Origin of the sequence: Ruegeria sp. B32 (genome assembly GCF_025141855.1) — a bacterium.
Taxonomy (GTDB): Bacteria; Pseudomonadota; Alphaproteobacteria; order Rhodobacterales; family Rhodobacteraceae; genus Ruegeria; species Ruegeria arenilitoris.
Window position 1 is genome coordinate 1 of the sequence record NZ_CP081107.1, and the last position, 24229, is coordinate 24229.

Here is a 24229-nt window from a genome sequence, read left to right on the forward strand (position 1 = left end):
CTACGCTACCGGGTTGCGGAGATACCGTGGAGGACGGTGTGTCTGGTTTTCTGGTTGCTCCTCGCGACGCCAATGCCTTGGCGGATGTGATGAGAAAGTTTCTTGATGACACGGATCTTGCACTGCAGATGGGGAAAGAGGCGCGCGCCCGCGCGGAGGCGGTATTTGATATTCACAAAGTCAATTCTCACCTGTTGACTGAAATGAATCTTGGCGCTGCCCGCCATCCGTCCTCGACACGGGCGGCTTGAGTGAGGGCTCCATGTCGAATGCTTTCCGGCGCCTTATCCATTTTCGACGAACTCGTACCCCGGATTCTAAGAAACGTCGGGTATTTGGTATCCGGAACCACGGCGGTCTCACTTATTGGAATCGTGACGCTGGTGCTGACGGCCCGTGCGCTTGGTCCAGCCGGTCTTGGAATTCTGGCCCTCGTCGAAGCTTATGTGCGAACGATCGACATGCTCTTTCGCCTTCAGCCGACGCAGGTTCTGATAAAATACGGCTCCGAGGCCTTGGAAAAGGACGACAAGGGCCGGTTTGAGCGCTTGATCAAACTATCCATACTCATCGACCTTGCTGGCGGCGTGCTGGCAGGCCTCATCGCAATCTCAGTAGGGTGGCTGGCTGCGCCTGTGTTTGGGCTCGGCCCCGACGGTTTCGACTATATTCTGGTTGTTGCACTTGCTCTCTTTGTCTCGTTCCGTCCCACTGGGGTTGCGCTGTTACGGTTATTCGATCGGTTCGGATTGCTTGCCGTTTCGGAATGCTGCTTGGCCGTCATGCGGCTTGCGATTGCGGCGGTGGCACTGGCGTTCGACTTGGGGATATGGGCTTTCATAGTCATGCTGCTGCTACACAGCTTGGCCGATGGTATTGTGGCCTTTGCCTTGGCGATACGGGAGCTTTTGCGGCGCGGATATGATGGCGTTTGGAGGGCCTCGGCACGCACGGCATGTACGGAGAACACCCGTATCTTCCGTTTCCTTTGGAACTCGAACATCTACCAAATCCTTCGCAACGCAACCCAGCGCTTCGATGTGCTGGCGCTCGGTGTTATGGTCAGCCCCGCTATTGTCGGTCAGTATCAGGTTGCAAAGCGATCAGGGCGCGCCGTGTTGCGTCTGGCCCGGACATTGACGCAGGTGCTGTTTCCCGAACTGGCGAAGCTCTGGATACAAGGTGAACGCTCGCGTTTCCGCAGGATGGTCCGCTATGTTACCCTTATGATCTTTGTTTCCAGTTCGGCGGTTGCGATCCCGTTGGCCTTTGCCGTGCCAAGCCTTGTGGATGCATTTTTCGGTGAGGACTTCACCGGCGCGGTTCCAATGATCTGGGTTCTGGGAGGGGCAATTGTGTTGAATGTGACTGGATTGGCGTTCAATGCCGCGCTGCTGAGCATGGGTCGGGACCGAGAGCTGTTGCATGTCACAATCCTCAGCACCGCCCTCTTTGCTGTCGCCTTTGTGCCTGCAGTCAGTCTTTGGGGTGGGGTCGGTGCGATGTTGTGCCAGGTGCTGTTCAGCGCTGTATGGTTCTTGGGATGCTTGTGGCATCTGGAGATGCGCCCCTTGCCAGAAAAGTCCGCGGTGTGACCGTCACAGATTTGATACCCGCCAGCAGTCATGCCCCCGACCGGCAGACGCAGGCCAGACGGCTGGAACTGTATCTGGCGGGCGCTACGGTCGCGCTGTCACCGATGAATTATTTCCGTCTTGAAATGGCCTATTTTACAGCCAGTGATTTTTTTGGCTTTCTGACGGTGATAGTTATGCTGCTCAACCGCAGCGTGCCGTTGCGATTTTTTGGGCCGGCAACATCGCTTTGGCTCTTCTCGCTCATGCTGTTTCTCGGAGGGTTGCTGCTCGGTTCGATCGTGCAGGGCGATCCAGTCGACGGGCTCATTGCCTTTGTTCAATATTTCTACTCGCTGGTTCTCATTCCCATAATCATTTCATGCCGACGTCTGGAAGAGACATTTCTGCTGATGCGAGTTCTGATCTACTCCGTCTCAGCAATCATGTTGTTTGGTATCTACTTGATTGTTTTCGTGCCCGACGCCAATCCAATGCTGGTTTCGGGCAGCGGGCGTCTCCGCTCGCTTCTGGAGCGTGAAAACGCAGCGGGCGCCATGGCGGCAATCGCGATCACGTTTAGCGTCTATCTGCGAATAGTGGGAATATTCGGTCTCGTGCATTTTGTGGCCATTATGGCCATTTTGGTCTACGGGCTGATGCTTACCGGATCAAATACCGGGTTTGGCGCGGCAACTTTGGGGACAGGCATGATACTTTTGCTTGCGGGAGGCGTTCGAACCATCGTCGCGGCTGCACTCCTTGCGGCGATTTTTTCCGCGACCGTCCTGCAGTTTGGCGATTTGTTCCTGCCCGAGGTTTTTCAGAGGCGTGTATTCGGTGCCTTGTCGTCGGTAGATATCGAGCAGGCGGGAACCTTTATGGACCGTTTCGCACTGATGCAGGAGGCGTTTCAGCTTTCAAATGAAACCGTGTGGCTCGGTCTTGGCGCCGACCAGTACCGGACTTTCAGTTCCTACGGCGCTCCGGTGCACAACACCTATTTGCTGGTTCTGTCGGAAGGCGGGGTCTTGTCGCTACTTGGCCTCTCCGGTTTTTTCCTTTCAGCTTTGGCCTTGGGGATAGTTGCGTACAGGTCCCCCGAAAGCCGCATGTTGGGCGCTTTGACACTGGTCACAGTTATTTTGTTCGCTCTTTTGCTGAACGCTTTCGCCCACTTTTATGCCCGGTTCTGGCATGTTCCCCTGGCGCTGGCGATGAGTCTCAGCCTGCCACGCGTTGCCTATTCGATGTACCGGTAGCGCCGGAGCAAAGCCCCGGCAGCCATTTCCGCCTGTTTTCTCGCCGCGTTCGACATTTCGACTTCCCAGGCGTCGTCATATCGCAGCGCAACAGGGCCTTTCATCCGCAACCGGCTGCCCGCCATCTGGTGCGCAGGCACGACTTTTGCACCCTCGGCGATCGGTTCTGCGATTGCAGATAGATCTACTCCGATCGCTGTAGAAATTCGCATCATCTCGGTCAGCGGGTCGCGCATAAGGTCTTCATATCGAACACGCACCGAGTGTTCCGCTGGAAGGCGGGTGCGCAACTTCTCTGCGACGCTGTTATACATCCGCCATCTCAGCGCAGTTCGAAGGGCAGAACGCGGCACAATCTTTTTCTGAACGCCTTTCGCGACATCGAGAGGAATTGCGCGGCCCATTGCATGCGCCACCGCGCGGGCGTCGCGCACCAAATGGATCACGCGCAGATCGACGTCCGGGTCCCGGCTCAAGGCAAGCGCACGCCCCGGTGCCTTGGACGAGTCCAGAACAACCGGCCGCCCGGTCTCGGCGCGAATGGCGGAAAACAGCGCACGTGATTGGGCAAGAAATGCGTTGAGCCTTCGGCCGCCGATCGTACGCGCAGGCGCATAAAGCGGCTCGAAAACGCGCTGCAGTGAAAGATGGTCGTTCGGATCGCAGGCTTCGGCCCATCGAGCCATAACCGGTGCCCACACATCACAATCCTTAAGCCGGCTGCCGCAGGCGCAAAACTCGTTCTCGTGCCAAACATGGCGACACATGGCTGAAATCTCGCCGGACCCGAATATCTCGGGATGCATACCCAGCATCATATCGAGCATAGTCGATCCACTGCGTCCGTAGCCGGCGATGTAGATAATCCTAGATTGCATGAAGGTCTCCAGCGGACGGCAAACGGTGTCTGTAAATTAACCCTGTTTCGCGGTCGACGCAGACCCCTTTTTGGGATAGCCTCTTCAATTATAACCTTTTTGTTTGGTTTGATAGTAAAATAGTAGCAGGGTGGTTATGCTGTTTCGTCTGATGATCCTCGCTTTGATTTTTCTCATGCCCGCTTCTGCGATGGCAGAACCTTATTCTTTTGTTTCGGGGGATACTTTGCTGGTGCGGGCGGGGCGTTGGGACCACTCCACCCAGAACTTCAGTTTTTGGGACGGGGTCAGCGGCGAATACCGCATTTCATCCAGCGGTGAGATACAGATACCACTGGCCGGAACCATTATGGCCAGCGGCAAGACGGCAGACGACCTGTCCACGGCGATTTCGCTTCAGATTCAGCGCCGGATTGGTTTGACGTCGCCGCCGGAAGTTGCAATCGAGATCGCGGGACACCCTCCGATCTATGTTGGTGGTTTTGTCACAAACCCGGGGGCTTATCCATTTCGTCTTGGGATGACTGTTCAGCAAGCGGTGGCGCAGTCGGGGGGAGTTGGCTCGAGTGATGGTACTGAAGAAAACACCGAAAGAGAGCTGATCCGCCTGAGCGGCCAGATGCGCATTCTGACGAACGAGATCGCCGCCCTGGAAGCCGAGGAGGCGCGGTTGGTGGCAGAGGTTGCTGCAATCGAGATACGGGCGGCAGACGGTACTCCAACTGTCAACGGCGAAGGTATTGATGGGATTGAGCGGGAGCTTTTCATCGCCCGACAAAGGTCTTTCGACACTCGAGAAGCCAATATCCAGGAACTGCAGGAAGTTGTGGCCGAGCAAGTGCTCCGTCTTGACGCCCAGCTTGCACTGCGCCAGCAACAAGTCGCACTTGCCCGTGAAGAAGCCGAAGTGATGGGCGAACTGAAAGATCGCGGTCTCGCCGCGCGCACGCGAGAAACGGCGGTTCTCTCTGACTTGGCCGGTATGGAAGTGCAATTGAGTGCTTTGGAGGTCGCACGGCTAAATGCCCAACAGCAGCTCAACTTGGCGCGCCGCGATGAGATCACGCTCTTCGACGAGGCGCGCCTCAGCCGTCTCGCTGCACTGCGAGATGTTAGAAACGACCTGACCAATCGTCGGGCGGAATTGGAGACCGCCAAAAAACTCTATGCCGAAGCGACTGTGCGGGGCACCGCTGGTGTCGAGTCAGACGAGGCAGTCAAAGTCGTCTACGTTATCTCACGAGAGGTAAACGGCGCGTTTGAACGTATCCAAGCTGACCCCACGACCCGTCTGGCACCGCGCGACACACTTGAAATCACCGTCGAGGTCTTGCCACCTTCCGCAGGCAACTGAATGTTCCCCCAAGAGTATTTCGTGAGGTCGTTTCCTTGAGCCGTTTGCGCATTCTGCTCCCCTTTGTAGGGGGCAAAACTATCGGCGGCAGCCATATTTCAGCCCTCAAGCTGGTGGCTGGGCTGGACCGAAACCGTTTCAAGCCAACTGTTTTGTTGCACGACCTCGATGGGTCAGGGCCGGGACCACTGGGAGACTATATCCATTCACAGGGCCTTGAATACCGGACACTGGCGGATGTTGCGATCATTGCACCGTCGCACAGCAAGACCGAAAGGTCTATATCGGTAGGAACCTATCTTACCCGAACGTTGCCCGCGTTGCGCCGCTTTCTCAAGGAGGGAGCCTATGACATCGTCCACACAAACGACGGGCGGATGCATGTTAATTGGGCTGCCCCAGCACGCCTCGCCGGGTGCCGCTTGCTCTGGCATCATCGCGAGGATCCGAAAGGCTTTGGGGTCAACACAATTGCACCCTTTCTTGCAAACCGGATCGTGACCGTCTCAAATTTTGCACGCCCGGCACACCCTCTCTTGCCAGTCAGACGCCGCACCCATGTCGTCTACAGCCCGTTTGAATTCGAAGAACAGCCTGACCGTGTGGCGGCCCGTGCCGCGCTGCTTAAAGAAATCAAAGCAGGAGAGAACGCGTTGCTCCTGGGCTTTTTTGGATCTCTGGTCCCGCGCAAGCAACCAATTGCTTTCGTGGAAGCAGTGGCAGAAACGATAAAGGCTCTGCCTGGCCGCGAAGTTCATGGTCTATTTTTTGGTGAGGCGATTTTGCCCCACGCGCCGCTGGACCGCGAAGCTCTGGCATTGGCCGAGCGTCTCGGGATCGGCAAACATATTCACCTGATGGGTTTCAGACGACCGATCAACGGACCGATGGCGGCAATGGATGCCACAGTTGTGACGGCTCTAAACGAACCTTTTGGTCGAACATTGATCGAAGCAATGCATTTGGGCGTTCCGGTGATTGCCACCCGGCACGGCGGCAACATCGAAGCCATTCAGGACGGCAAGACAGGCCGGCTTGTTCCGGTAGGGGACCCAAGAGCCATTGCAGATGCAATCATGCATCTTGAAAGCGACCCGGAAAACCGCGCAGCCATTGTCGCGGAAGCCCGCGCGAACCTCATCAGTCGCTACGGCACAGAACGCCACATTGAACAGCTCAGCCAAATATATGAGGACCTCGCGCCAGCAAGCCGAGCACGATTTCCTGCCGTCACCTGAACCTATACGGAATGCATGACGCTCATGCCGGAACATATCGCTTATCACATAACAGCCCCGACCATGTTACAGTTGCGGGCATTTGTTGAGATGTGTCTTCCCGGCAAAGACTTTGGCAAACTGCGGCCGCCGAGCGCCGACGTATTTGAGAGCCCTCCTGTTTTCGGTGAAATCACAACGGAGCGCGTGAGCCTGGATCACCATCGGGATGCAAGCGGATTGCACCGTCCAGCAGTATGTACCAGCGACCATTGTGTTGACGGAAACACGAGCGCAGACGAATGGAACAGGCTTCCGGCAGCGAACCTCGGCGATTTTGTCGTGGCTGCTGAATGATGAGGAAGCGTCTAGCAATTCTGCTCACGGGGCTCGGTGCCGGAGGGGCCGAACGGGTAGTGATGTTGCTTGCAAATCACTGGGTGGCACAAGGTCACGAGGTGCACATAATCAGCTTTGATGCGCCCGATGCCCCTATCTACTTTGACGTGCCGCCGACTGTCGCGCTTCACCGCCTCGACCTTTCCCATCCTGGGCTGGGGCCGCTGCGAGTCCTCCGCCGGCTCATGGCTCTCCGACGGGTTCTCGTGAAAATCGAGCCAGATACGTTGATTTCATTTCTGACCAAGAACAATGTCCTGGCTTTGCTTTCGACGTGGGGGCGCTCGATACACACAGTCGTTTGCGAGCGCAACAACCCTATGCGCCAAGAGGCAAATAGCCTCTGGGGCAGGCTGCTGGCCCGACTCTATCCTTTGGCAGACGCCATCGTGATGCAGACACGGGCGAGCCTCGTTTGTTTGCCGAAAGGTGTCGAAAGTGCCGCCTTTGTCATTCCCAATCCTATCGAGACGCCAACTGCGCTCCCGCCCGAAGAGAGCGAGCCCAAAATCCTTGTGGCCGTAGGCCGCCTGGTGTCGCAGAAAGGGTTTGACCTATTGATCGATGCCTTTGCCCCAATTCAGGATGAATTCTCCGACTGGCAGCTCAAGATTTTTGGTGATGGACCACTGCGTGACAGCCTGGCATCCAGAATTTCCGCATGCGGCGGCAGCGAGCGTATCTTCCTTGCTGGCCAGACCGATACGCCGGGTGCATGGATCAGGGAAGGTCATGCTTTTGTGCTCTCGTCGCGCTTTGAGGGATTTCCCAACGTTCTAGGCGAGGCCATGGCGGCAGGGATGCCCGTAGTGAGTTTCGACTGCCCTTTCGGACCGGCCGAGATGGTAACCGATGGTGTAGACGGCCTGCTCGTTCCCGACGGTGATGTTGAGGAGTTGGCAAACGCGCTGCGCCGTTTGCTGTCCAACCGGGACTTCCGCGCAAAACTGGCAAATGAAGCGCGAAAGAGTAGCGCCAGATTCACAGTGCCCCGCGTCGCCGCTCAATGGGATGCGCTTCTCGACACCCTTGGAGAAACGAAGCGGGACCGGTGATCCGTTATTCAACAGGAAGCCGCCAAGCACCCCATACTCACAGCCATGAAGCGCGACGATATCCACAAGTTCATGGGCAGAAAGCCGTGACGTATCATTGGTTTTTGGAGCCAGACAATCTCACAAAGCTCGTGACGGAGGCGGCCTAGCGTGCCGTCGGGATAGCTCTCCCAAGCTTTTCCAACGTTGCTTCCAATTCATCCAGGCTCTCTATCTGGGCATGGGGCGCGTAGGCCTTATCAGGCGGTGGTGCCGTATGGACGCGGCCTTCGCGGCAAATCTGGATCGTGTGCCACCCTCGCGCTCGCGGTGTGACAAAATCCTTGAGGGCGTTGTCAGCAACATAGACAAGAGAAGCCCCACCAGCCGCCGCCTCCATTTCCAGAAATGCCCGTGGATGCGGTTTCGAGAATTCAGGCCCCCACGCAGCGGTTGGCCGCAACACCTTAAATTGCGGGGCAATCCCAAGCGCCGAAATCTTGGCCCGTTGCATCCGCTCAGGGCCATCGGTGATCAGCCCTAGGTCTGTGCACGGAGAAAGCCGGTCAAGACATCGCCTTGCATCGTCGCAAAGTGCAATCTGCGGGGTATGGTTGCGATACCTTGTAACAAGATCATCGATCATCCCGGCATCCTCAGGCAGGCCAAGCGCTGCCAGCGCCTCGTCGAAAATCCGTTGGCGCCGACCCGCAAGGAACGCGGCCCAGCACCAAGCACCAAAGCCAATACATCCCGTTGTTTCTTCAATGTAACTATCGAGAGAAGCATAGCCGGAGAACGCAAAATCCCGCTCGAGATACAGCGTGTCGTCCAAATCGAATACGATCAAGATAGCCCCCGGAAAACGGCGGCGTCATAACGCAGCATTTCAACCCCGTCGGTCCAGTTGTCATGCGCAGCTGAAGTACCGATCGTGACTTCTTCCAAGAGCCAGCGGGCAAAGGTTGCCCCTGCTGCATCGGCAAGTGGATAGCCGCCGCCGAACCGAGCATTGATTTCAAGGACCTTTGGACCATGCTCGGGATCGTCGATCACCTGAAAACATGATACACCGCGCAGACCAGGAAGGGCGGCAGCAATGCCCTCTGCAATCGCCTTCAGGTCAGCACGCCGTTCAGTGCGACCCTTCTCGACTTCCCCGGCGCGTATCGACAACCGGATATGCGGGATCACTGTTCTGAGTTCACCACGGGAGTCGACAAACATGTTGATTGTGTATTCCGGTCCTCCGAGACAATCCTGCGCGATCATGGGTTCATCAGTATGATCTGGTAAGTCCCCCGGATGGTTGATCACAGCCAGCCCACGACTTGCGCTGCCCCCCGACGGCTTGAGAAAAACCGGCCAGGACAGGAGGTCCGGCTTGGCGCGCAAAGCCTCCAATGCGTGCGTGCAGGGCACTGGGACACCCGCGGCACTCAGCACCTCGGCGGTTCGGGCCTTATCGCGGACCACCGAGATTGTTTCGGGGTCTGAGACATGAACCCGAGCGCCGATTTGAGCAAAGTCCTCGGCCGCCTCGGCCAGCGGCGCCAGCTCCGGGTCGATTGTCGGAACGACCAGTCTTGCACCTGTCTCAGCCGCAATTGCCAAAACAACATCAACATACGAAGGATCATCGCATCGTGGTACCGCGTATGCTCCGTCGGCTCGCGCACAGGCCGCCGAAAGATCAGGTGCAAGATCGCAGGCAAACACACGCAAGTCGATCCCGAGCCCACGTGCGGCAGTCCGAAAGCACTCCAACAATTCAACCCGTCGTCCTGCCGATGTGAGCAACACGCCGACTTGATCCTTGATTGTTTCTTTCATCGAAGCCTCATGCGTGCTCGCCCTTAGGAGGACCGTATACTGTCATACCTCGAAATTGCAGCGATACTGGAGCGCGGCCAAAATATTTCACGGGAACTTAAACAGTTACCATTGGTATCGCCCCGTGCGAGCCTTAGGCCAATGGATGTGGCAGCAAGGCAGAACTTCGGCTTCCTTAAAGGAGACGCTAAGGTCACCCAAACGCTCTTTGATGAACCAAAGAGCGCATGCCTGACCCGCACTGACCGCCAAGGTCAAACGCAGGCCGAATGCCGCAAACTACGATCGATTGATGGGCGGATTGTACTCGCGCATAACCTCAAGCGGCCGTTTCTGGGAATAGGCGACCATAGCCTCGGGATCCGGGTAACCCACCGCCATGAAGAACACCGGCCGTTCGTACCCCTTCAGACCCAGAACTTCCTGCGCGCGCTTTTCATGGGCCTCAATATCCGGCCAATTGCAGATGCAAGAGCTCAATCCGAGGGTTTCCAGCGCGTATGAGAAAGACATCGCAGCAAGGGAGCCATCAATGTAAATCACGTGCCGGTCCTTTTCGCTGTAGAACGCATCAAGCGACCCCAGAACGACCACCATCACGGGTATATTGTGCTTCCACCCAATGGTTCCCCCGGGCAACGATGCGACCTGTTCGACAGTTTCAGGATCATCAAACACGAGAAAGCGGAAAGGTTGCCGGTTACAGGCACTGGGCGACAAACCGGCCACCGTAAACGCCTTGTCCAGCAATTCACGCGGTACTGGCTTTTGCTCGAACCACCGCACCGATCGACGCTTAAGAGCCAATTGCTCCAGCTGCTCGTACGAGACCGGATGATCATCAAGAAGGCGCTTGTAAGGGATCCGTTTTGCCTCGGCACTATTGCCGGCCGGTGCAGGGCATTTCTCAAATACCTCACGCGCATGATCAAGGACCGGGTCAGGGGCCACAGCACCAAAATAAGCACGCAAAACGTCGTGAGCCCAAAGCAGAGACTCGGCCGTACTTTCGTCAGCGTGCGAAGGTTCGGAAACGATCTTGCGGTAAACGTTAACCGTTTCGAGAATGTAGTCCTTGGCAAACACCGGACGCCGAGGCCGCATCAACAGACCTTTCTCCAGACGGTGCACATTCCGGCGCATCAAAAAGACGTTGGCATCATCCTCTTGAAGTTCCGCATGATATTTCGCGAGCCCAAGCAGAACCGCTCGTTCCTCGCGCCTAAATTGCCGTGACAACAAGGAATAATACGCCGTGGCAAGGGGTTTGGCGGACGAGGCAAATTTCAGACCGCTTGTCTGAACCGACGTGGCCAATCGGGCCGCTCCGGACTCCTTCAAAAGGAGACGGGCATTGCGCAGCCGGTCGACCTGGCTTTCCGGCAAAAAATTCTTCACCAACGTTTTCATCTCAAATCGATCTCCGTAAACAAATCTTGTTCAGCCCTCATACACGCACCATGCGCGCACAATGCCTTCTCATATTGTGCTTTGTTTCCCATTCGGATTCGTTCTGCCTCGAATCATAGGATCCGCGGGCGACAGGACAGGTCGGTGCAAACGGCCCTCACGGACCACTCCGGAACCGGCACAGGTCAGTCCATATCGCGAAAGACACCGGTCCAGACCAATGGCCGACACCGGACCACCTTCAGAAAATAAACCGTTTCGAACCGGACTTAGGCGTCCCGACACAGCCTTCCCCTCTCCACAAGCGCGAAACGCGATCATTTCGCAGGGCAAAACCTGTCCAAGACTGGGAACTGCAACACCGTTCATCACCACAACCATCCGAGCTCGCCATACGCGACCACCTCGGCAACACTAAAAACCTCAAGAAGCTTCCAGCAAAAAAAACCAAAACGCAACTTGTATCGATGGCAAATCAACGCCCCGTGAAATCCAAAATGCCACGGTGCTCCGGCCCCAAGAAGACTTCAGCCGGGTGGGATCGCGACCAGCCATTGCAAGCAGTTGGCTATGTCGAAGCTTTTCGCTTCTGTCCTCCGAGAATAGTATGCAGCCTAGGTGGCGCATCGGCACCCGTCCAGTCGGTGATATCGATGCAGCGGAAATCCCCACATGCAACAGTGAACCCGGACCCGTTGACAGCTTGGACCTGCCCTGGCAGCCCAATGAAATAACCGTCTTGTGGGTGCGGAGCAGCCAAGTTCAGGGTCAGACGCGTTCCGTCTGCGGTGTAAGTAAAAGCTCCTGGATAGGGTGGGCCTGCAGCGCGGATCAATCGCTCTATCTCTGCTGCGGGCTTTGACCAGTCGACATACCCATCCTCAGGGCGCCGCCGTGCGCAGACACTGGCTTTGCTTTCGTCCTGGGGTTCTGAAGGAATCTCGCCTTCCGCAATTCGCGTAACCAACGGCGGCAACATCTCGGCCAGTGCGCTTATCTGTTTTGCATACAGGCTTGCAGCCGTTTCTTGGTATGGATCAATTTTGATCAGGCGTTGATCTGCAATTGGCCCGGTATCTGCACCGTCGCCCAGCCAGAACAATGTCGCACCCGTTTCCCTCTCGCCCAAAAGGATCGTCCATGGAATTACGCCACGCCCGCGAAGACGGGGTAGAGCCGAAGGATGGAAGCCTAGGCAGCCTATCCGTGGAATACCCAGAAGGGCTGGGCTGCAGAGTTGCGACCACCCGATCACAAGGACGAGGTCAGGATCGATGCTGGAGATGAGGGCCAGAGTTTCAGGTGCTTCGGACTTTGGCGTTCGATGCAGGGGCACCTCATACTCTGTGCAGATAGGCTCCAGGTCAAAAAAATCGGAATGCCGATGCGACAAGTCGAGCGGGAGCGTAATGACCAGATTTGGCACATGGCCCGCCGCACATAGTGCATTCAGCGCCTTTGCCGAACCCTCGACCGCACCGATAAAGACTGTTTTCAAAGTGATGGCCTCCTGATGTTTTGACATGGTGCTGGGACTAACCAAACCGCGACCGAGCAGGCGCTCAGTCCAATGATAAAATGGGAAGTCGTCAGCGCACTGCTTTATTGATCCTCGCGATCACCTCTGACGCCAAGCTTTCGAGGCGGTACCCGCGCGGCTCGCGCGTTGACATAGACACTTCATGCACCTGAAAGTTCTTGGCCCGCGTTCGCAGGTTACAAAAAGCACTGCCAGCAACCAAAATGCCGCCTTTTCGATTTAACTGTATGAATTTTCTCGGGTTAACCTGCCATGTTACTGAACTCCTGTAAACCGCTGTCCGCTGACACCAATCAAGGCGTGAAAGGCAACAAGGACCGAGGCAAAGTTGGTCTTAAAGCGTTAGATCTAATTCTGGACTCTGGTTCGCGACGCGTCTGATCTTTGTTAGCAGCGAGACATCTAGCCTGTGCCTTTGTCGCTATAATTCCCGAAAGCGCAGGACAATCCGCGGGCGAGTATCAGGGTATTTTGGGTTTGATTGTACAAACCACCCGGGATGGTGAGTGCTGAGCTCCTTTAGTTGTTATTTTGGATTTCACGGGGCGTTGATTTGCCATCGATACAAGTTGCGTTTTGGTTTTTTTTGCTGGAAGCTTCTTGAGGTTTTTAGTGTTGCCGAGGTGGTCGCGTATGGCGAGCTCGGATGGTTGTGGTGATGAACGGTGTTGCAGTTCCCAGTCTTGGACAGGTTTTGCCCTGCGAAATGATCGCGTTTCGCGCTTGTGGAGAGGGGAAGGCTGTGTCGGGACGCCTAAGTCCGGTTCGAAACGGTTTATTTTCTGAAGGTGGTCCGGTGTCGGCCATTGGTCTGGACCGGTGTCTTTCGCGATATGGACTGACCTGTGCCGGTTCCGGAGTGGTCCGTGAGGGCCGTTTGCACCGACCTGTCCTGTCGCCCGCGGATCCTATGATTCGAGGCAGAACGAATCCGAATGGGAAACAAAGCACAATATGAGAAGGCATTGTGCGCGCATGGTGCGTGTATGAGGGCTGAACAAGATTTGTTTACGGAGATCGATTTGAGATGAAAACGTTGGTGAAGAATTTTTTGCCGGAAAGCCAGGTCGACCGGCTGCGCAATGCCCGTCTCCTTTTGAAGGAGTCCGGAGCGGCCCGATTGGCCACGTCGGTTCAGACAAGCGGTCTGAAATTTGCCTCGTCCGCCAAACCCCTTGCCACGGCGTATTATTCCTTGTTGTCACGGCAATTTAGGCGCGAGGAACGAGCGGTTCTGCTTGGGCTCGCGAAATATCATGCGGAACTTCAAGAGGATGATGCCAACGTCTTTTTGATGCGCCGGAATGTGCACCGTCTGGAGAAAGGTCTGTTGATGCGGCCTCGGCGTCCGGTGTTTGCCAAGGACTACATTCTCGAAACGGTTAACGTTTACCGCAAGATCGTTTCCGAACCTTCGCACGCTGACGAAAGTACGGCCGAGTCTCTGCTTTGGGCTCACGACGTTTTGCGTGCTTATTTTGGTGCTGTGGCCCCTGACCCGGTCCTTGATCATGCGCGTGAGGTATTTGAGAAATGCCCTGCACCGGCCGGCAATAGTGCCGAGGCAAAACGGATCCCTTACAAGCGCCTTCTTGATGATCATCCGGTCTCGTACGAGCAGCTGGAGCAATTGGCTCTTAAGCGTCGATCGGTGCGGTGGTTCGAGCAAAAGCCAGTACCGCGTGAATTGCTGGACAAGGCGTTTACGGTGGCCGGTTTGTCGCCCAGTGCCTGTAACCGGCAACCTTTCCGCTTTCTCGTGTTTGATGATCCTGAAACTGTCGAACAGGTCGCATCGTTGCCCGGGGGAACCATTGGGTGGAAGCACAATATACCCGTGATGGTGGTCGTTCTGGGGTCGCTTGATGCGTTCTACAGCGAAAAGGACCGGCACGTGATTTACATTGATGGCTCCCTTGCTGCGATGTCTTTCTCATACGCGCTGGAAACCCTCGGATTGAGCTCTTGCATCTGCAATTGGCCGGATATTGAGGCCCATGAAAAGCGCGCGCAGGAAGTTCTGGGTCTGAAGGGGTACGAACGGCCGGTGTTCTTCATGGCGGTGGGTTACCCGGATCCCGAGGCTATGGTCGCCTATTCCCAGAAACGGCCGCTTGAGGTTATGCGCGAGTACAATCCGCCCATCAATCGATCGTAGTTTGCGGCATTCGGCCTGCGTTTGACCTTGGCGGTCAGTGCGGGTCAGGCATGCGCTCTTTGGTTCATCAAAGAGCGTTTGGGTGACCTTAGCGTCTCCTTTAAGGAAGCCGAAGTTCTGCCTTGCTGCCACATCCATTGGCCTAAGGCTCGCACGGGGCGATACCAATGGTAACTGTTTAAGTTCCCGTGAAATATTTTGGCCGCGCTCCAGTATCGCTGCAATTTCGAGGTATGACAGTATACGGTCCTCCTAAGGGCGAGCACGCATGAGGCTTCGATGAAAGAAACAATCAAGGATCAAGTCGGCGTGTTGCTCACATCGGCAGGACGACGGGTTGAATTGTTGGAGTGCTTTCGGACTGCCGCACGTGGGCTCGGGATCGACTTGCGTGTGTTTGCCTGCGATCTTGCACCTGATCTTTCGGCGGCCTGTGCGCGAGCCGACGGAGCATACGCGGTACCACGATGCGATGATCCTTCGTATGTTGATGTTGTTTTGGCAATTGCGGCTGAGACAGGTGCAAGACTGGTCGTTCCGACAATCGACCCGGAGCTGGCGCCGCTGGCCGAGGCGGCCGAGGACTTTGCTCAAATCGGCGCTCGGGTTCATGTCTCAGACCCCGAAACAATCTCGGTGGTCCGCGATAAGGCCCGAACCGCCGAGGTGCTGAGTGCCGCGGGTGTCCCAGTGCCCTGCACGCACGCATTGGAGGCTTTGCGCGCCAAGCCGGACCTCCTGTCCTGGCCGGTTTTTCTCAAGCCGTCGGGGGGCAGCGCAAGTCGTGGGCTGGCTGTGATCAACCATCCGGGGGACTTACCAGATCATACTGATGAACCCATGATCGCGCAGGATTGTCTCGGAGGACCGGAATACACAATCAACATGTTTGTCGACTCCCGTGGTGAACTCAGAACAGTGATCCCGCATATCCGGTTGTCGATACGCGCCGGGGAAGTCGAGAAGGGTCGCACTGAACGGCGTGCTGACCTGAAGGCGATTGCAGAGGGCATTGCTGCCGCCCTTCCTGGTCTGCGCGGTGTATCATGTTTTCAGGTGATCGACGATCCCGAGCATGGTCCAAAGGTCCTTGAAATCAATGCTCGGTTCGGCGGCGGCTATCCACTTGCCGATGCAGCAGGGGCAACCTTTGCCCGCTGGCTCTTGGAAGAAGTCACGATCGGTACTTCAGCTGCGCATGACAACTGGACCGACGGGGTTGAAATGCTGCGTTATGACGCCGCCGTTTTCCGGGGGCTATCTTGATCGTATTCGATTTGGACGACACGCTGTATCTCGAGCGGGATTTTGCGTTCTCCGGCTATGCTTCTCTCGATAGTTACATTGAAGAAACAACGGGATGTATTGGCTTTGGTGCTTGGTGCTGGGCCGCGTTCCTTGCGGGTCGGCGCCAACGGATTTTCGACGAGGCGCTGGCAGCGCTTGGCCTGCCTGAGGATGCCGGGATGATCGATGATCTTGTTACAAGGTATCGCAACCATACCCCGCAGATTGCACTTTGCGACGATGCAAGGCGATGTCTTGACCGGCTTTCTCCGTGCACAGACCTAGGGCTGATCACCGATGGCCCTGAGCGGATGCAACGGGCCAAGATTTCGGCGCTTGGGATTGCCCCGCAATTTAAGGTGTTGCGGCCAACCGCTGCGTGGGGGCCTGAATTCTCGAAACCGCATCCACGGGCATTTCTGGAAATGGAGGCGGCGGCTGGTGGGGCTTCTCTTGTCTATGTTGCTGACAACGCCCTCAAGGATTTTGTCACACCGCGAGCGCGAGGGTGGCACACGATCCAGATTTGCCGCGAAGGCCGCGTCCATACGGCACCACCGCCTGATAAGGCCTACGCGCCCCATGCCCAGATAGAGAGCCTGGATGAATTGGAAGCAACGTTGGAAAAGCTTGGGAGAGCTATCCCGACGGCACGCTAGGCCGCCTCCGTCACGAGCTTTGTGAGATTGTCTGGCTCCAAAAACCAATGATACGTCACGGCTTTCTGCCCATGAACTTGTGGATATCGTCGCGCTTCATGGCTGTGAGTATGGGGTGCTTGGCGGCTTCCTGTTGAATAACGGATCACCGGTCCCGCTTCGTTTCTCCAAGGGTGTCGAGAAGCGCATCCCATTGAGCGGCGACGCGGGGCACTGTGAATCTGGCGCTACTCTTTCGCGCTTCATTTGCCAGTTTTGCGCGGAAGTCCCGGTTGGACAGCAAACGGCGCAGCGCGTTTGCCAACTCCTCAACATCACCGTCGGGAACGAGCAGGCCGTCTACACCATCGGTTACCATCTCGGCCGGTCCGAAAGGGCAGTCGAAACTCACTACGGGCATCCCTGCCGCCATGGCCTCGCCTAGAACGTTGGGAAATCCCTCAAAGCGCGACGAGAGCACAAAAGCATGACCTTCCCTGATCCATGCACCCGGCGTATCGGTCTGGCCAGCAAGGAAGATACGCTCGCTGCCGCCGCATGCGGAAATTCTGGATGCCAGGCTGTCACGCAGTGGTCCATCACCAAAAATCTTGAGCTGCCAGTCGGAGAATTCATCCTGAATTGGGGCAAAGGCATCGATCAATAGGTCAAACCCTTTCTGCGACACCAGGCGGCCTACGGCCACAAGGATTTTGGGCTCGCTCTCTTCGGGCGGGAGCGCAGTTGGCGTCTCGATAGGATTGGGAATGACAAAGGCGGCACTTTCGACACCTTTCGGCAAACAAACGAGGCTCGCCCGTGTCTGCATCACGATGGCGTCTGCCAAAGGATAGAGTCGGGCCAGCAGCCTGCCCCAGAGGCTATTTGCCTCTTGGCGCATAGGGTTGTTGCGCTCGCAAACGACTGTGTGTATCGAGCGCCCCCACGTCGAAAGCAAAGCCAGGACATTGTTCTTGGTCAGAAATGAAATCAACGTATCTGGCTCGATTTTCACGAGAACCCGTCGGAGAGCCATGAGCCGGCGGAGGACTCGCAGCGGCCCCAGCCCAGGATGGGAAAGGTCGAGGCGGTGAAGCGCGACAGTCGGCGGCACGTCAAAGTAGATAGGGGCATCGGGCGCATCAAAGCTGATTATGTGCACCTCGTGACCTTGTGCCACCCAGTGATTTGCAAGCAACATCACTACCCGTTCGGCCCCTCCGGCACCGAGCCCCGTGAGCAGAATTGCTAGACGCTTCCTCATCATTCAGCAGCCACGACAAAATCGCCGAGGTTCGCTGCCGGAAGCCTGTTCCATTCGTCTGCGCTCGTGTTTCCGTCAACACAATGGTCGCTGGTACATACTGCTGGACGGTGCAATCCGCTTGCATCCCGATGGTGATCCAGGCTCACGCGCTCCGTTGTGATTTCACCGAAAACAGGAGGGCTCTCAAATACGTCGGCGCTCGGCGGCCGCAGTTTGCCAAAGTCTTTGCCGGGAAGACACATCTCAACAAATGCCCGCAACTGTAACATGGTCGGGGCTGTTATGTGATAAGCGATATGTTCCGGCATGAGCGTCATGCATTCCGTATAGGTTCAGGTGACGGCAGGAAATCGTGCTCGGCTTGCTGGCGCGAGGTCCTCATATATTTGGCTGAGCTGTTCAATGTGGCGTTCTGTGCCGTAGCGACTGATGAGGTTCGCGCGGGCTTCCGCGACAATGGCTGCGCGGTTTTCCGGGTCGCTTTCAAGATGCATGATTGCATCTGCAATGGCTCTTGGGTCCCCTACCGGAACAAGCCGGCCTGTCTTGCCGTCCTGAATGGCTTCGATGTTGCCGCCGTGCCGGGTGGCAATCACCGGAACGCCCAAATGCATTGCTTCGATCAATGTTCGACCAAAAGGTTCGTTTAGAGCCGTCACAACTGTGGCATCCATTGCCGCCATCGGTCCGTTGATCGGTCGTCTGAAACCCATCAGGTGAATATGTTTGCCGATCCCGAGACGCTCGGCCAATGCCAGAGCTTCGCGGTCCAGCGGCGCGTGGGGCAAAATCGCCTCACCAAAAAATAGACCATGAACTTCGCGGCCAGGCAGAGCCTTTATCGTTTCTGCCACTGCTTCCACGAAAGCAATTGGTTGCTTGCGCGGGACCAGAGATCCAAAAAAGCCCAGGAGCAACGCGTTCTCTCCTGCTTTGATTTCTTTAAGCAGCGCGGCACGGGCCGCCACACGGTCAGGCTGTTCTTCGAATTCAAACGGGCTGTAGACGACATGGGTGCGGCGTCTGACTGGCAAGAGAGGGTGTGCCGGGCGTGCAAAATTTGAGACGGTCACGATCCGGTTTGCAAGAAAGGGTGCAATTGTGTTGACCCCAAAGCCTTTCGGATCCTCGCGATGATGCCAGAGCAAGCGGCACCCGGCGAGGCGTGCTGGGGCAGCCCAATTAACATGCATCCGCCCGTCGTTTGTGTGGACGATGTCATAGGCTCCCTCCTTGAGAAAGCGGCGCAACGCGGGCAACGTTCGGGTAAGATAGGTTCCTACCGATATAGACCTTTCGGTCTTGCTGTGCGACGGTGCAATGATCGCAACATCCGCCAGTGTCCGGTATTCAAGGCCCTGTGAATGGATATAGTCTCCCAGTGGTCCCGGCCCTGACCCATCGAGGTCGTGCAACAAAACAGTTGGCTTGAAACGGTTTCGGTCCAGCCCAGCCACCAGCTTGAGGGCTGAAATATGGCTGCCGCCGATAGTTTTGCCCCCTACAAAGGGGAGCAGAATGCGCAAACGGCTCAAGGAAACGACCTCACGAAATACTCTTGGGGGAACATTCAGTTGCCTGCGGAAGGTGGCAAGACCTCGACGGTGATTTCAAGTGTGTCGCGCGGTGCCAGACGGGTCGTGGGGTCAGCTTGGATACGTTCAAACGCGCCGTTTACCTCTCGTGAGATAACGTAGACGACTTTGACTGCCTCGTCTGACTCGACACCAGCGGTGCCCCGCACAGTCGCTTCGGCATAGAGTTTTTTGGCGGTCTCCAATTCCGCCCGACGATTGGTCAGGTCGTTTCTAACATCTCGCAGTGCAGCGAGACGGCTGAGGCGCGCCTCGTCGAAGAGCGTGATCTCATCGCGGCGCGCCAAGTTGAGCTGCTGTTGGGCATTTAGCCGTGCGACCTCCAAAGCACTCAATTGCACTTCCATACCGGCCAAGTCAGAGAGAACCGCCGTTTCTCGCGTGCGCGCGGCGAGACCGCGATCTTTCAGTTCGCCCATCACTTCGGCTTCTTCACGGGCAAGTGCGACTTGTTGCTGGCGCAGTGCAAGCTGGGCGTCAAGACGGAGCACTTGCTCGGCCACAACTTCCTGCAGTTCCTGGATATTGGCTTCTCGAGTGTCGAAAGACCTTTGTCGGGCGATGAAAAGCTCCCGCTCAATCCCATCAATACCTTCGCCGTTGACAGTTGGAGTACCGTCTGCCGCCCGTATCTCGATTGCAGCAACCTCTGCCACCAACCGCGCCTCCTCGGCTTCCAGGGCGGCGATCTCGTTCGTCAGAATGCGCATCTGGCCGCTCAGGCGGATCAGCTCTCTTTCGGTGTTTTCTTCAGTACCATCACTCGAGCCAACTCCCCCCGACTGCGCCACCGCTTGCTGAACAGTCATCCCAAGACGAAATGGATAAGCCCCCGGGTTTGTGACAAAACCACCAACATAGATCGGAGGGTGTCCCGCGATCTCGATTGCAACTTCCGGCGGCGACGTCAAACCAATCCGGCGCTGAATCTGAAGCGAAATCGCCGTGGACAGGTCGTCTGCCGTCTTGCCGCTGGCCATAATGGTTCCGGCCAGTGGTATCTGTATCTCACCGCTGGATGAAATGCGGTATTCGCCGCTGACCCCGTCCCAAAAACTGAAGTTCTGGGTGGAGTGGTCCCAACGCCCCGCCCGCACCAGCAAAGTATCCCCCGAAACAAAAGAATAAGGTTCTGCCATCGCAGAAGCGGGCATGAGAAAAATCAAAGCGAGGATCATCAGACGAAACAGCATAACCACCCTGCTACTATTTTACTATCAAACCAAACAAAAAGGTTATAATTGAAGAGGCTATCCCAAAAAGGGGTCTGCGTCGACCGCGAAACAGGGTTAATTTACAGACACCGTTTGCCGTCCGCTGGAGACCTTCATGCAATCTAGGATTATCTACATCGCCGGCTACGGACGCAGTGGATCGACTATGCTCGATATGATGCTGGGTATGCATCCCGAGATATTCGGGTCCGGCGAGATTTCAGCCATGTGTCGCCATGTTTGGCACGAGAACGAGTTTTGCGCCTGCGGCAGCCGGCTTAAGGATTGTGATGTGTGGGCACCGGTTATGGCTCGATGGGCCGAAGCCTGCGATCCGAACGACCATCTTTCACTGCAGCGCGTTTTCGAGCCGCTTTATGCGCCTGCGCGTACGATCGGCGGCCGAAGGCTCAACGCATTTCTTGCCCAATCACGTGCGCTGTTTTCCGCCATTCGCGCCGAGACCGGGCGGCCGGTTGTTCTGGACTCGTCCAAGGCACCGGGGCGTGCGCTTGCCTTGAGCCGGGACCCGGACGTCGATCTGCGCGTGATCCATTTGGTGCGCGACGCCCGCGCGGTGGCGCATGCAATGGGCCGCGCAATTCCTCTCGATGTCGCGAAAGGCGTTCAGAAAAAGATTGTGCCGCGTTCTGCCCTTCGAACTGCGCTGAGATGGCGGATGTATAACAGCGTCGCAGAGAAGTTGCGCACCCGCCTTCCAGCGGAACACTCGGTGCGTGTTCGATATGAAGACCTTATGCGCGACCCGCTGACCGAGATGATGCGAATTTCTACAGCGATCGGAGTAGATCTATCTGCAATCGCAGAACCGATCGCCGAGGGTGCAAAAGTCGTGCCTGCGCACCAGATGGCGGGCAGCCGGTTGCGGATGAAAGGCCCTGTTGCGCTGCGATATGACGACGCCTGGGAAGTCGAAATGTCGAACGCGGCGAGAAAACAGGCGGAAATGGCTGCCGGGGCTTTGCTCCGGCGCTACCGGTACATCGAATAGGCAACGCGTGGCAGGCTGAGACTCATCGCCAGCGCCAGGGGAACATGCCAGAACCGGGCATAAAAGTGGGCGAAAGCGTTCAGCAAAAGAGCGAACAAAATAACTGTGACCAGTGTCAAAGCGCCCAACATGCGGCTTTCGGGGGACCTGTACGCAACTATCCCCAAGGCCAAAGCTGAAAGGAAAAAACCGGAGAGGCCAAGTAGCGACAAGACCCCGCCTTCCGACAGAACCAGCAAATAGGTGTTGTGCACCGGAGCGCCGTAGGAACTGAAAGTCCGGTACTGGTCGGCGCCAAGACCGAGCCACACGGTTTCATTTGAAAGCTGAAACGCCTCCTGCATCAGTGCGAAACGGTCCATAAAGGTTCCCGCCTGCTCGATATCTACCGACGACAAGGCACCGAATACACGCCTCTGAAAAACCTCGGGCAGGAACAAATCGCCAAACTGCAGGACGGTCGCGGAAAAAATCGCCGCAAGGAGTGCAGCCGCGACGATGGTTCGAACGCCTCCCGCAAGCAAAAGTATCATGCCTGTCCCCAAAGTTGCCGCGCCAAACCCGGTATTTGATCCGGTAAGCATCAGCCCGTAGACCAAAATGGCCATAATGGCCACAAAATGCACGAGACCGAATATTCCCACTATTCGCAGATAGACGCTAAACGTGATCGCGATTGCCGCCATGGCGCCCGCTGCGTTTTCACGCTCCAGAAGCGAGCGGAGACGCCCGCTGCCCGAAACCAGCATTGGATTGGCGTCGGGCACGAAAACAATCAAGTAGATACCAAACAACATGATTGCTGAGACGGAGTAGATCAGAACTCGCATCAGCAGAAATGTCTCTTCCAGACGTCGGCATGAAATGATTATGGGAATGAGAACCAGCGAGTAGAAATATTGAACAAAGGCAATGAGCCCGTCGACTGGATCGCCCTGCACGATCGAACCGAGCAGCAACCCTCCGAGAAACAGCATGAGCGAGAAGAGCCAAAGCGATGTTGCCGGCCCAAAAAATCGCAACGGCACGCTGCGGTTGAGCAGCATAACTATCACCGTCAGAAAGCCAAAAAAATCACTGGCTGTAAAATAGGCCATTTCAAGACGGAAATAATTCATCGGTGACAGCGCGACCGTAGCGCCCGCCAGATACAGTTCCAGCCGTCTGGCCTGCGTCTGCCGGTCGGGGGCATGACTGCTGGCGGGTATCAAATCTGTGACGGTCACACCGCGGACTTTTCTGGCAAGGGGCGCATCTCCAGATGCCACAAGCATCCCAAGAACCATACAGCGCTGAACAGCACCTGGCACAACATCGCACCGACCCCACCCCAAAGACTGACTGCAGGCACAAAGGCGACAGCAAAGAGGGCGGTGCTGAGGATTGTGACATGCAACAGCTCTCGGTCCCGACCCATGCTCAGCAGCGCGGCATTGAACGCCAATCCAGTCACATTCAACACAATTGCCCCTCCCAGAACCCAGATCATTGGAACCGCGCCGGTGAAGTCCTCACCGAAAAATGCATCCACAAGGCTTGGCACGGCAAAGGCCAACGGGATCGCAACCGCCGAACTGGAAACAAAGATCATAAGGGTAACATAGCGGACCATCCTGCGGAAACGCGAGCGTTCACCTTGTATCCAGAGCTTCGCCAGTTCGGGAAACAGCACCTGCGTCAATGTCCGGGCCAGACGCAACACGGCGCGCCCTGATCGCTTTGCAACCTGATACTGACCGACAATAGCGGGGCTGACCATAACACCGAGCGCCAGCACATCGAAGCGCTGGGTTGCGTTGCGAAGGATTTGGTAGATGTTCGAGTTCCAAAGGAAACGGAAGATACGGGTGTTCTCCGTACATGCCGTGCGTGCCGAGGCCCTCCAAACGCCATCATATCCGCGCCGCAAAAGCTCCCGTATCGCCAAGGCAAAGGCCACAATACCATCGGCCAAGCTGTGTAGCAGCAGCATGACTATGAAAGCCCATATCCCCAAGTCGAACGCCAGTGCCACCGCCGCAATCGCAAGCCGCATGACGGCCAAGCAGCATTCCGAAACGGCAAGCAATCCGAACCGATCGAATAACCGTAACAGCGCAACCCCAGTGGGACGGAACGAGACAAAGAGAGCAAGTGCAACAACCAGAATATAGTCGAAACCGTCGGGGCCGAGCCCAAACACAGGCGCAGCCAGCCACCCTACTGAGATTGCGATGAGGCCTGCCAGCACGCCGCCAGCAAGGTCGATGAGTATGGATAGTTTGATCAAGCGCTCAAACCGGCCCTTGTCGTCCTTTTCCAAGGCCTCGGAGCCGTATTTTATCAGAACCTGCGTCGGCTGAAGGCGAAAGAGCATGTCGATCGTTCGCACATAAGCTTCGACGAGGGCCAGAATTCCAAGACCGGCTGGACCAAGCGCACGGGCCGTCAGCACCAGCGTCACGATTCCAATAAGTGAGACCGCCGTGGTTCCGGATACCAAATACCCGACGTTTCTTAGAATCCGGGGTACGAGTTCGTCGAAATGGATAAGGCGCCGGAAAGCATTCGACATGGA

The 24229-nt window shown here is 56.5% G+C and carries 21 protein-coding genes and 1 pseudogene; 11 read left to right on the forward strand and 11 right to left on the reverse strand.

What is annotated here, in order from left to right; all coding sequences use genetic code 11:
- Positions 1-20: 20 nt before the first annotated feature.
- From K3752_RS17565 to K3752_RS17575, 3 genes and pseudogenes are all read left to right on the forward strand, one after another.
- Positions 21-251 (forward strand): annotated as a pseudogene (locus tag K3752_RS17565) (glycosyltransferase); the annotation flags it as partial.
- Positions 252-269: 18 nt separating this feature from the next.
- Positions 270-1595 (forward strand): lipopolysaccharide biosynthesis protein, encoded by a 1326-nt coding sequence (locus tag K3752_RS17570; RefSeq protein WP_260066585.1) that lies wholly within the window; start codon positions 270-272, stop codon positions 1593-1595.
- Complete coding sequence (locus K3752_RS17575) at positions 1592-2836, forward strand: O-antigen ligase (RefSeq protein WP_260066587.1); 1245 nt, start codon at positions 1592-1594, stop codon at positions 2834-2836. Before K3752_RS17570 ends, K3752_RS17575 begins: the two co-directional genes overlap by 4 nt.
- On the opposite strand, the gene K3752_RS17580 is transcribed toward K3752_RS17575, so the two are convergent.
- A complete protein-coding gene (locus K3752_RS17580; RefSeq protein WP_260066589.1) occupies positions 2818-3714 on the reverse strand; it encodes a sulfotransferase in 897 nt (298 codons plus the stop codon). The genes K3752_RS17575 and K3752_RS17580 overlap by 19 nt on opposite strands.
- Before the next feature lie 136 nt (positions 3715-3850).
- On the opposite strand from K3752_RS17580, the gene K3752_RS17585 reads away from it, so the two are divergent.
- The 4 genes from K3752_RS17585 to K3752_RS17600 are packed head-to-tail and all read left to right on the forward strand — an operon-like array spanning position 3851 to position 7739.
- Entirely contained in the window at positions 3851-5068 is a 1218-nt protein-coding gene (locus K3752_RS17585; protein WP_170366469.1) for a polysaccharide biosynthesis/export family protein, read from the forward strand.
- A 35-nt stretch (positions 5069-5103) separates the two neighbouring features.
- Positions 5104-6306 (forward strand): glycosyltransferase family 4 protein, encoded by a 1203-nt coding sequence (locus K3752_RS17590; protein WP_260066591.1) that lies wholly within the window; start codon positions 5104-5106, stop codon positions 6304-6306.
- 15 nt (positions 6307-6321) lie between these two features.
- Entirely contained in the window at positions 6322-6642 is a 321-nt protein-coding gene (locus tag K3752_RS17595) for a hypothetical protein (RefSeq protein ID WP_260066593.1), read from the forward strand.
- Positions 6642-7739: a glycosyltransferase family 4 protein gene (locus tag K3752_RS17600; RefSeq protein ID WP_260066594.1), complete on the forward strand. Its 1098-nt coding sequence runs from the start codon at positions 6642-6644 to the stop codon at positions 7737-7739. Before K3752_RS17595 ends, K3752_RS17600 begins: the two co-directional genes overlap by 1 nt.
- A 145-nt stretch (positions 7740-7884) precedes the next feature.
- On the opposite strand, the gene K3752_RS17605 is transcribed toward K3752_RS17600, so the two are convergent.
- The 4 genes from K3752_RS17605 to K3752_RS17620 form a co-directional block, all read right to left on the reverse strand.
- Positions 7885-8568, reverse strand: a complete 684-nt coding sequence (locus K3752_RS17605) for an HAD family hydrolase (RefSeq protein ID WP_260066595.1) — start codon at positions 8566-8568, stop codon at positions 7885-7887.
- Positions 8565-9551, reverse strand: coding sequence for an ATP-grasp domain-containing protein (locus tag K3752_RS17610; RefSeq protein WP_170442377.1), 987 nt, complete (start codon positions 9549-9551; stop codon positions 8565-8567). Before K3752_RS17610 ends, K3752_RS17605 begins: the two co-directional genes overlap by 4 nt.
- A gap of 279 nt (positions 9552-9830) precedes the next feature.
- Positions 9831-10868, reverse strand: a complete 1038-nt coding sequence (locus K3752_RS17615; protein WP_260066596.1) for a nitroreductase family protein — start codon at positions 10866-10868, stop codon at positions 9831-9833.
- A 661-nt stretch (positions 10869-11529) separates the two neighbouring features.
- A complete protein-coding gene (locus K3752_RS17620) occupies positions 11530-12486 on the reverse strand; it encodes a methionyl-tRNA formyltransferase (RefSeq protein ID WP_260066597.1) in 957 nt (318 codons plus the stop codon).
- Positions 12487-13621: 1135 nt separating this feature from the next.
- Between K3752_RS17620 and K3752_RS17625 the strand changes: the two genes are divergently transcribed.
- The 3 genes from K3752_RS17625 to K3752_RS17635 all read left to right on the forward strand — a co-directional run bounded on the left by K3752_RS17625 (position 13622) and on the right by K3752_RS17635 (position 16605).
- Complete coding sequence (locus K3752_RS17625; protein ID WP_260066596.1) at positions 13622-14659, forward strand: nitroreductase family protein; 1038 nt, start codon at positions 13622-13624, stop codon at positions 14657-14659.
- Positions 14660-14938: 279 nt separating this feature from the next.
- Positions 14939-15925, forward strand: coding sequence for an ATP-grasp domain-containing protein (locus tag K3752_RS17630; protein WP_170442377.1), 987 nt, complete (start codon positions 14939-14941; stop codon positions 15923-15925).
- Positions 15922-16605 (forward strand): HAD family hydrolase, encoded by a 684-nt coding sequence (locus K3752_RS17635; protein ID WP_260066595.1) that lies wholly within the window; start codon positions 15922-15924, stop codon positions 16603-16605. The genes K3752_RS17630 and K3752_RS17635 overlap by 4 nt, the downstream gene beginning before the upstream one ends.
- 145 nt (positions 16606-16750) lie before the next feature.
- Here K3752_RS17635 and K3752_RS17640 read toward each other — a convergent pair whose 3' ends face one another.
- Genes K3752_RS17640 through K3752_RS17655 form a run of 4 tightly spaced genes read right to left on the reverse strand, consistent with a single transcriptional unit; the run spans position 16751 to position 20639 of the window.
- Positions 16751-17848: a glycosyltransferase family 4 protein gene (locus K3752_RS17640; protein WP_260066594.1), complete on the reverse strand. Its 1098-nt coding sequence runs from the start codon at positions 17846-17848 to the stop codon at positions 16751-16753.
- Positions 17848-18168, reverse strand: a complete 321-nt coding sequence (locus K3752_RS17645) for a hypothetical protein (protein ID WP_260066593.1) — start codon at positions 18166-18168, stop codon at positions 17848-17850. Before K3752_RS17645 ends, K3752_RS17640 begins: the two co-directional genes overlap by 1 nt.
- A gap of 15 nt (positions 18169-18183) precedes the next feature.
- Positions 18184-19386 (reverse strand): glycosyltransferase family 4 protein, encoded by a 1203-nt coding sequence (locus K3752_RS17650; RefSeq protein ID WP_260066591.1) that lies wholly within the window; start codon positions 19384-19386, stop codon positions 18184-18186.
- Between the two features lie 35 nt (positions 19387-19421).
- Positions 19422-20639, reverse strand: coding sequence for a polysaccharide biosynthesis/export family protein (locus K3752_RS17655; RefSeq protein WP_170366469.1), 1218 nt, complete (start codon positions 20637-20639; stop codon positions 19422-19424).
- Positions 20640-20775: 136 nt separating this feature from the next.
- Here K3752_RS17655 and K3752_RS17660 point away from each other — a divergent pair, with 136 nt between their 5' ends.
- The gene (locus tag K3752_RS17660) at positions 20776-21672 is read left to right on the forward strand and encodes a sulfotransferase (protein WP_260066589.1); all 897 of its coding nucleotides are present in this window, start codon (positions 20776-20778) and stop codon (positions 21670-21672) included.
- Here the strand turns inward: K3752_RS17660 and K3752_RS17665 are convergent.
- Complete coding sequence (locus K3752_RS17665) at positions 21654-22898, reverse strand: O-antigen ligase (RefSeq protein ID WP_260066587.1); 1245 nt, start codon at positions 22896-22898, stop codon at positions 21654-21656. The two genes, K3752_RS17660 and K3752_RS17665, sit on opposite strands and share 19 nt — an antisense overlap.
- Positions 22895-24226 (reverse strand): lipopolysaccharide biosynthesis protein, encoded by a 1332-nt coding sequence (locus tag K3752_RS17670; protein ID WP_260066598.1) that lies wholly within the window; start codon positions 24224-24226, stop codon positions 22895-22897. The genes K3752_RS17665 and K3752_RS17670 overlap by 4 nt, the downstream gene beginning before the upstream one ends.
- Positions 24227-24229: the final 3 nt, after the last annotated feature.